The 8050-nt window shown below is 56.0% G+C and carries 8 protein-coding genes; 3 read left to right on the top strand and 5 right to left on the bottom strand.

All coding sequences use genetic code 11. From position 1 onward, the window contains the following. The 4 genes from B2T33_RS14555 to B2T33_RS14540 form a co-directional block, all read right to left on the bottom strand. Positions 1–309 (bottom strand): F0F1 ATP synthase subunit gamma (locus B2T33_RS14555; protein ID WP_286792417.1); only part of this gene is annotated, 309 nt, incomplete at its 3' end. Positions 310–339: 30 nt separating this feature from the next. Next, positions 340–1872 carry a F0F1 ATP synthase subunit alpha gene (gene atpA / locus B2T33_RS14550; RefSeq protein WP_008889762.1) on the bottom strand — a complete coding sequence of 511 codons (1533 nt, stop codon included), beginning with the start codon at positions 1870–1872 and terminating at the stop codon, positions 340–342. Continuing rightward, a complete protein-coding gene (locus tag B2T33_RS14545) occupies positions 1872–2429 on the bottom strand; it encodes a F0F1 ATP synthase subunit delta (protein ID WP_044827248.1) in 558 nt (185 codons plus the stop codon). Before B2T33_RS14545 ends, atpA begins: the two co-directional genes overlap by 1 nt. Before the next feature lie 458 nt (positions 2430–2887). Further along, positions 2888–3205 carry a MazG-like family protein gene (locus B2T33_RS14540; protein ID WP_286792416.1) on the bottom strand — a complete coding sequence of 106 codons (318 nt, stop codon included), beginning with the start codon at positions 3203–3205 and terminating at the stop codon, positions 2888–2890. A 73-nt stretch (positions 3206–3278) separates the two neighbouring features. Here B2T33_RS14540 and B2T33_RS14535 point away from each other — a divergent pair, with 73 nt between their 5' ends. Next, on the top strand, positions 3279–4106 hold the full coding sequence (locus B2T33_RS14535) for a substrate-binding periplasmic protein (RefSeq protein ID WP_286792415.1): 828 nt from the start codon (positions 3279–3281) through the stop codon (positions 4104–4106). Between the two features lie 25 nt (positions 4107–4131). Here the strand turns inward: B2T33_RS14535 and B2T33_RS14530 are convergent, their stop codons facing one another. After that, the gene (locus tag B2T33_RS14530; RefSeq protein WP_286792414.1) at positions 4132–6363 is read right to left on the bottom strand and encodes a primosomal protein N'; all 2232 of its coding nucleotides are present in this window, start codon (positions 6361–6363) and stop codon (positions 4132–4134) included. Between the two features lie 171 nt (positions 6364–6534). On the opposite strand from B2T33_RS14530, the gene fsa reads away from it, so the two are divergent. Together fsa and B2T33_RS14520 are read left to right on the top strand one after the other, a co-directional pair. Further along, on the top strand, positions 6535–7191 hold the full coding sequence (gene fsa / locus B2T33_RS14525) for a fructose-6-phosphate aldolase (RefSeq protein ID WP_008889757.1): 657 nt from the start codon (positions 6535–6537) through the stop codon (positions 7189–7191). Positions 7192–7319: 128 nt separating this feature from the next. Continuing rightward, entirely contained in the window at positions 7320–8009 is a 690-nt protein-coding gene (locus tag B2T33_RS14520; protein ID WP_008889756.1) for a DUF484 family protein, read from the top strand. The last annotated feature ends 41 nt before the right edge of the window (positions 8010–8050 follow it).

Below are 8050 nucleotides of genomic sequence, written 5' to 3'. Positions count from 1 at the left end.
ACGAGCCGCTTTCACGATCGATGCGTTAAAACCACCGCAAAGGCCACGGTCTGCGGTGAAGACGACGAGCAGATGCACGTCATTCTTACCGGTACCGGCCAGAAGCTTTGGAGCCCCTTCATTGCTGCCGACGGCAGTTGCAAGACGGCCCAGCATCGTCCCCATGCGTTCCGCATAGGGACGGGCTGCTTCCGCTGCATCCTGTGCACGACGGAGCTTGGAGGCTGCCACCATCTTCATCGCCGAGGTAATCTTCCTCGTCGATTTGACGCTGGCAATGCGCGAGCGCAGATCCTTCAAACTAGCCATTGCGTTTCCTCCTTCGCCTAAGTTTCAGTCTTACGCGAAGGTTTTCGCGAACTTGTCGAGGAACGCTTTAAGCTTGGCTTCGCTGTCGTCAGACAGAACCTTCTCGGTGCGGATCGCATCGAGGATATCAGCGCCAGCCGAACGAATTTCGGACAGGTACTGTTCTTCGAAGGCGCGAACCTTGTTCACCGGAATGCTGTCGAGATAGCCTTTAACACCAGCGTAGATCACAACGACCTGCTCTTCGACCTTGAGCGGCGAGTACTGCGGCTGCTTGAGCAGCTCGGTCAGACGTGCGCCACGGGCCAGAAGTTTCTGGGTCGCCGGATCAAGATCCGATGCGAACTGTGCGAATGCTTCCATCTCACGATACTGAGCGAGTTCCAGCTTGATCGAGCCAGCAACCTGCTTCATCGCTTTGATCTGTGCGGACGAGCCAACACGCGAAACCGACAGACCAACGTTCACAGCCGGGCGTACGCCTTTGTAGAACAGGTCGGTTTCAAGGAAGATCTGACCGTCGGTGATCGAGATCACGTTGGTCGGAATAAACGCGGAAACGTCGTTACCCTGGGTTTCAATGACCGGAAGTGCGGTCAGCGAGCCAGCGCCGTTTTCGTCATTCATCTTCGCTGCACGTTCCAGCAGACGGGAGTGCAGATAGAAGACGTCACCCGGGAATGCTTCACGTCCCGGCGGGCGGCGAAGCAGCAGCGACATCTGACGATAAGCAACAGCCTGCTTGGACAGATCATCATAGAAGATGGTTGCGTGCATGCCGTTGTCACGGAAGTACTCACCCATTGCGCAAGCAACGAACGGTGCGATGAACTGCATCGGTGCCGGGTCGGATGCGGTCGCAGCAACAATGATGGTGTTTTCCATCGCGCCGCGCTCTTCAAGGACCTTAACAACCTGTGCAACGGTCGAACGTTTCTGACCAACTGCAACATAGATGGAGAACATCTTGTCGCTGTCGGATTTCGCTGCATCGTTCACCGGCTTCTGGTTCAGAATGGTGTCAACGATGATGGCGGTTTTACCGGTCTGACGGTCACCAATGATCAGCTCACGCTGGCCACGACCAATCGGGATCAGGGAGTCGATCGACTTGATACCGGTCTGTACCGGCTCATGAACCGATTTACGCGGGATGATGCCCGGTGCCTTGACGTCGGCAAGGCGACGTTCTTTGGCGCCCAGCTCGCCTTTGCCGTCGATCGGGTTACCCAGACCGTCAACAACGCGACCAAGAAGTTCTTTACCAACCGGAACGTCAACGATGGCGCCAGTACGTTTAACCTGGTCACCTTCCTTGATCGAACGGTCAGAACCGAAGATGACGACACCGACGTTGTCTTCTTCGAGGTTAAGGGCCATGCCCTTAATGCCACCCGGGAAGTCAACGAGTTCACCAGCCTGAACATTGTCCAGACCGTAAACACGGGCAATACCGTCACCTACGGACAGAACCTGACCGACTTCGGCAACTTCGGCTTCAGCACCAAAATTGGCAATCTGATCCTTGAGAATAGCGGAGATTTCCGCGGCGCGGATTTCCATCACGCAACCCCTTTCATAGCGAGCTCGAGCTTCTGCAGTTTAGTACGAAGCGAGGCATCAAAAACCCGGGAACCGACCTTGACGACAAGACCGCCAAGAACAGCCGGATCAACTTTAAGGTCCACTTTGACAGTGGCGCCGACAACTTCTTTGAGAGCGCCGGTAACGGCTTCGATTTGCTCTTTTTTCAGCTCGGAAGCCGAAGTCACCTGTGCGGTTACTTCGCCCTTGTGAGCCGAGAGCATGGAAAGGTAGGAATCGATAACAGCCGGCAGGGCAAACAGACGACGCTTCTGAGACAGAAGCCCAACGGTCTTCTTGGTCAACTCGGAAACGCCGAGTTTATCCAGAAGAGCCGCCATCGCCTTGGCCTGCACGTCCCGGGAAATCACGGGACTGCGGAGTACATTCCGGAGGTCATCGCTGTCTGCGATGGCCTGGTCGAGCAATTCAAGATCGCTTTTGACAGCATCAAGCTGGTTGGCCGAGTTGGCCAAGTCAAATAGTGCTGTGGCGTAGCGCCCTTGGAGCCCGGTCGCGGCAGTATTTTGGGACACCGGTGAAAGCCCTCAATTCTGGTTATGAGAACGACTCGGATACGTATAAAAAAATGATCCCCCGAAAGGGTTTCCTTCCGGGAAGCGAGCGTTTGGTATCACATGTCCTTTGAGTGGGCAACCCCCGCGCAAGCGCAATTGCGCCCTCTTTTCCATTCTTTGGCAAAGTTCGGCCAAAACACCCCGAAATCGCCCATTTTTAAGGCAGGCTTACAACTATTTAATAAGATGCCTCTGGTTGGGGATGGGGCCGCAAGGTTACTGAAATCCTGATTCAGCCGACGAATCCCCGAATTGCACAGAGTTGGTTTTTATCCTGAGTGCGATTATCGGGATAAACCGGTCGAAACTGTAACCAACTTCACACCTGACCGAGACTTGACGTGGCCTAGCAGAGCCATCTGGTTCCCCGATCATCGAGAGGTATCATCACATTAAATCAAGTGACGTCGATGGTTTCAGACGTGTGATCCCGTGCCATCGCCTTTTGACACCCAGGTTCTTGATCGATTGATCGCCATCTTGGCCTGCACTTCCTGATCAAGATCGAGGTCGAACTGATCTGCCAGCCGATACAGCAAAATCAGAACATCGGCGGCCTCTTTGCCGATCTCGCTGACGTCGCGATCCTGAACTGCTTCGCCAAGTTCCTGCATTTCCAGAAGGGCTCGGTCGACGAGTGATGCCGGATCACTGACCGCGCCGAATGTCTGCTCTGCCCAATCGCACATGCTGCGCTGATTTTCAGATGATTCGTTATTACTTTCACAAAGCATTATCAAATTAACTCCCTAAATATAATATGACAGCAGATGCACCTGCGCCGTTTCCAGTACAACAGGAACGACAATGAAGACGCCAACGGCACGAAAACAAAGCTTCCTTGAACTGGGAATTTGCCTTTGTGCAGCAGTGTGCCTGATCCTGTTATCGTGGAAAAGCCCTTCGGCCCGCACCCTTGTGATCGAGGGTCTTGAAGAAGCCCCGCTGAAATGGGTTGGCCATGAAGACCCCATGGGCATTGATATCGACATCATGACCGAGGTGCTGCGCACTATGGGAATCCGGGATTATGTGTTCCGTTTTGTCGATAATGGCAGCCGTTTGCTGCACAACGCCCGCAACGGCAACTCGGACATCGTCCTGACGCTTTCGATGAATGACGAGCGCGCCGAATTCCTGCGATATCCCAATGAGGCGCATCTGCTGCTGGACTGGCGATTTGCAATCCGGGCCGAGGACAAAGAAAAAATCCGGTTCGAGGAATTTTCCGATCTCGCACGGGTGCGGATCGGGGCGGCGGCCGACTATTCCTATACCAGCGCCTTCTGGAATTCCGGTCTTGATATCCAGACAGTGGCCCGCAGTGACCTGCTGATCCCGATGTTGCTGCAAAACCGGTTTGACGCCGTACCGGTCAATTACCTCAACACCATTTATGACAGTCTGCAGAATCGCTATCGCAACAAGATCGCCTTTCTGTATCCGCCACTGCGTCGTGCGCCCTATTATAATGTGTTCTCAAAGGCGTCCGATTATCCCGACAAGGAAGCGTTCCTGAGCCGGTATGACGAAATCATCCGCGAAATGCGCGAAGATGGCCGGTTGCTTCGTATCTTTGAAAGATACCTTGGACCGGACGGGTATGACTGGTGGCAGTCGCAATATTCGCAATGAGCGACACGACGCGAAGCAATCCCGACTACATAAAGCTGTAGGGGTCGATATCGACCTGCACACGCACACTGCCCGGTGTTTTGACCTTTGACAGCCAATCATGGATCAGTGCCTGCATCTTGACCGACTTGTCGGCACGGATCATGAAGCGGCGACGATAACGCCCGCGCAAAAGCGACAAAGGTGCGGGTGCCGGGCCCAGCACCATCAGGCCATCCCCGCGCGGCGCAACCCGGCCGATGCGCCATGCGGCCTCATCAACTTCGCTTTCCTTTTTGCCACTTATAATAAGGGCGGCCAGCCGACCATGTGGCGGCATGCCATGGGTCATACGTTGCGATAGCTCCACCTCGTTAAAGGCATCACGATCACCAGCGGCAATTGCCTTGATCACGCGGTTGGCCGGATCGGCTGTTTGCAGCATCACCGTTCCCGGTCGATCGCCACGGCCTGCGCGGCCCGCCACCTGGGTTAGCAATTGATAGCTGCGCTCGGCTGCACGTAAATCGCCGCCGGCCAAGCCAAGATCGGCGTCAACCACCCCAACAAGTGTCAGCATCGGGAAGTGATAGCCCTTGGCCAAAATCTGTGTGCCGATCAGGAGATCAACTTCGTGATTATGCACGCGATCAATCAGCTGTGCAGCGGCCTTGGGCCCCATGATGTTATCGGATGTCGCGACCTCGACCCGGATATCGGGGAAGGTTTCCACGGCCTCTTCATAAAGGCGTTCTACCCCCGGACCACAAGGGGCCAGCTTGCCCTCCGCGCCGCAGGACGGGCAGGCATCCGGGGCCTTGGCCTGATAGCCGCAATGATGGCATTGCAATTTGCCCCATGCCCGGTGCTCAACCAGCCAGGCTGTGCAGTTCGGGCACTGGAACCGATGGCCACAGGCCCGACACAGCGTAAGCGGTGCATAACCCCGCCGGTTCAAAAACAGCATCGCCTGTTCACCATTGGCAAAGGTTTCTGCCAGCCGTTTTTTCAGCGTCGGCGTGATCCAGCGATTGCGTTGAGGTTTGTCCTGGCGGATGTCGATGATCTCGACACTTGGCAACACCGCCACACCATGACGGCTGCCAAGTTGAACATGCTGATAGCGCCCGGCTTCAACATTGGCCAGGGTTTCAAGCGACGGGGTCGCAGACGCCAGCACGATGGGAATGTTGCCGAGATGCGCCCGTGTCACCGCCATGTCGCGGGCATGATACATCACGCCATCTTCCTGCTTGAACGCGTGTTCGTGTTCCTCGTCGACCACGATCAGGCCAAGATCATGATAGGGCAGGAAAAGGGCTGACCTGGCCCCGACAACCAGCTTGGCCGATCCATCGGCCACTGCGCGCCAGGTATCACGACGCCTGGCCTGCCCGACTTCGGAATGCCAAAGGGCGGGTTCAACACCGAACCGGTCGCGGAAACGTTGCAGCCACTGGGCCGAAAGTGCGATTTCCGGCAACAGGACCACAACCTGCTTGCCCTGTGCCAGTGCGGCACGGACCGGCTCAAAATAAACTTCTGTCTTGCCCGACCCGGTCACACCATCAAGTAGGGTGCAGGAAAAACCACCGTCATCAAGGCGTGCGCACAGCGCATCAGCGGCCTCGTTCTGTTCGGGCGACAAGTCCGGTCGCGGAATATCAAGATCAGGTGCCTCAAACGGCGATGGCGGGGTGACCATCAGGCGCTGCACAGCGCCAGCGTCGACCAGCCCCTTGATCACACTCGCCCCGGCACCGGTTTCGCGCAAGATATCGCCCTGCTCCATCGGTGGATGATCGGCCAAAAACGCCAGAACCCGTTTGCGCGGCGGCGTCATGCGCAAGCTTGCCGCGTCAAATTCCGGATTTAAGGTAAATCGAAAGATCGGTTTGGGGGCCTTAAGCGCGTCGGGCACGCTCATGGCCATGCGCAACACAGCCCCTTGCGGTGCCATGGTATAGGCCGATACCCAATCAATGAATTTGCGGGTGACATCCGCCATCGGCGGGGTTGGCAAAACACCGAAAATTTCGCGCAGCTTGGCGGGGTCAACATCGCCCTTGGCATCGCCCCAGACGACACCGCGCTGGGTTTGACGACCGAGGGGAATTTCAACGAAATCGCCGGGTGCGACAGAAACGCCTTCGGGTACCAGATAGTCATAAGGACCTGCCAAAGGCAGCGGCGGCAGGACGCTCACGGTCTGGGCGGTTACCTCAAAGGCCGGATCATTCGCAAACAAATTTCCAGAGGTGGCCTTTGCGGCACGCATATATTATAAACCCCGTGAGGTTGCCCATCAGACCGAGCCGTTTCAGGAACGCCAGACATATGGGCACAGAAACAAACGGTCCCACAGCAAGGATCTGGTTCCGTCATCAGATGATCCAGAACCTAGCAGCTAACCGCATCATTGAACAACAGGTCCTAAACAGGAATTCCAATGAAGTTTTTCATCGATACCGCTGACATCGACGCAATCCGCGAACTGGCCATGTCCGGCCTCGTGGACGGTGTCACCACCAACCCCTCGCTGGTAGCAAAGTCTGGCCGACCGTTTCTCGAACTGATCAAGGAAATTTGTGAAGTTGTTGACGGTCCGGTCAGCGCAGAAGTTGCTGCGACCGATTACGAAACCATGGTTGCCGAAGGCCGCAAGCTTGCCAAAATCGCCGACAATGTCGTCGTCAAGCTGCCGCTGACTGCTGATGGTCTCAAGGCTTGCCGTACCTTCACCGACGAAGGCATTCAGACCAACGTGACCCTTTGCTTCTCGGTTGGTCAGGCCATTCTGGCTGCCAAAGCAGGCGCGACCTATGTTTCGCCGTTCGTTGGCCGTCTGGATGATATTTCCTCGGATGGCATGCAACTGATTGCTGACATCGTTGATGTCTATGGCAACTACCCGAACTGGACCACCGAAGTCCTCGTGGCATCGGCACGTGGCCCGCAGCATGTTGTCGACTCGGCCCGCCTCGGTGCTGACGTTGTCACCATCCCGCCGCAGGTTCTGGGTCAGTTGACCAAACACCCGCTGACCGACAAGGGCCTTGAAGCGTTCCTCGCCGATTGGGAAAAAACCGGCCAGTCGATCCTCTGATTTTGGAGCACTGATCGCGACAGACATATAAAAACCCGGATCGCGCGCGGTTTTTAACATGCATTTAACCCGGCAGCCCGCATTGTGGCAGCCGGGTTTTTTGTTTCTCACTTTTCAAGCCGGAACCGATGGAAAAGACAGCTTTGCGCGCCGACGATGTGGCAGACTACCTTGCCGAACATCCTGAATTCTTCACTACGCGCCCGGACTTGCTTGAAAGTCTTGATTTGCCGATGCGCGAACTGGGCAATGGCGTTGCCGACATGCAGCAATATGTCGTTGCGCGCCTGCGCGATGAACGTGAAAAGCTGCGCGGTGCGACCAGCGAACTGATCAATATTTCCAAATCCAATCTCGAAACCCAAAGCCGCATTCACCGTGCGGTTCTGGCACTTTTGAATGCGCGCGGCTTTGAAACCTTTGTCGAAGCGCTTCAGGACCTGGTGCCAGAGCTTCTTGATCTTGATGCGATTGCGCTGTGCTTTGAAGAATGCAAAGAGGCCCCGGTGCCGAGTTGTGATGGCCGGGTGCGTCGCCTTGTTGTCGGTGCCGTTGATCAGGTTCTGGGTGACGAGCACGATGTCTGGCTGTTGCCCGATGACGCTGGTGACGAGGCGATCTTTGGCCCGAAGGCATCTGAAATCCGGTCTGCGGCAATTGTGCGCCTGGCACCGTTTTATGGCGATCCGGTCGGGCTTGTTGCCTTTGGCGTCAAGGAGCCGGATTATTTCAGCCCGGCACAGGCCAATGATCTGATCATGTTCCTGGCATCCGTTATCGAGTTTGGTGTGCGTCGATGGCTGACCCAAACGGTCTGACCGCCATCACCCTGCCACAGGATGTGCGCGACGCCATTGCC

This window comes from Thalassospira sp. UBA4513, from assembly GCF_002388495.1.
In the GTDB taxonomy this organism is placed as follows: Bacteria; Pseudomonadota; Alphaproteobacteria; order Rhodospirillales; family Thalassospiraceae; genus Thalassospira; species Thalassospira tepidiphila.
This window is presented reverse-complemented; position numbering and strand designations above follow the sequence as displayed.

Excerpts from the sequence above, each read along its gene's own strand:
- atpA (WP_008889762.1), bottom strand. The coding sequence starts at position 1,872 with ATGGAAATCCGCGCCGCGGAAATCTCCGCTATTCTCAAGGATCAGATT.
- B2T33_RS14540 (WP_286792416.1), bottom strand. The coding sequence starts at position 3,205 with ATGCTTTGTGAAAGTAATAACGAATCATCTGAAAATCAGCGCAGCATG.
- B2T33_RS14535 (WP_286792415.1), top strand. The coding sequence starts at position 3,279 with ATGAAGACGCCAACGGCACGAAAACAAAGCTTCCTTGAACTGGGAATT.
- B2T33_RS14530 (WP_286792414.1), bottom strand. The coding sequence starts at position 6,363 with ATGCGTGCCGCAAAGGCCACCTCTGGAAATTTGTTTGCGAATGATCCG.
- fsa (WP_008889757.1), top strand. The coding sequence starts at position 6,535 with ATGAAGTTTTTCATCGATACCGCTGACATCGACGCAATCCGCGAACTG.
- B2T33_RS14520 (WP_008889756.1), top strand. The coding sequence starts at position 7,320 with ATGGAAAAGACAGCTTTGCGCGCCGACGATGTGGCAGACTACCTTGCC.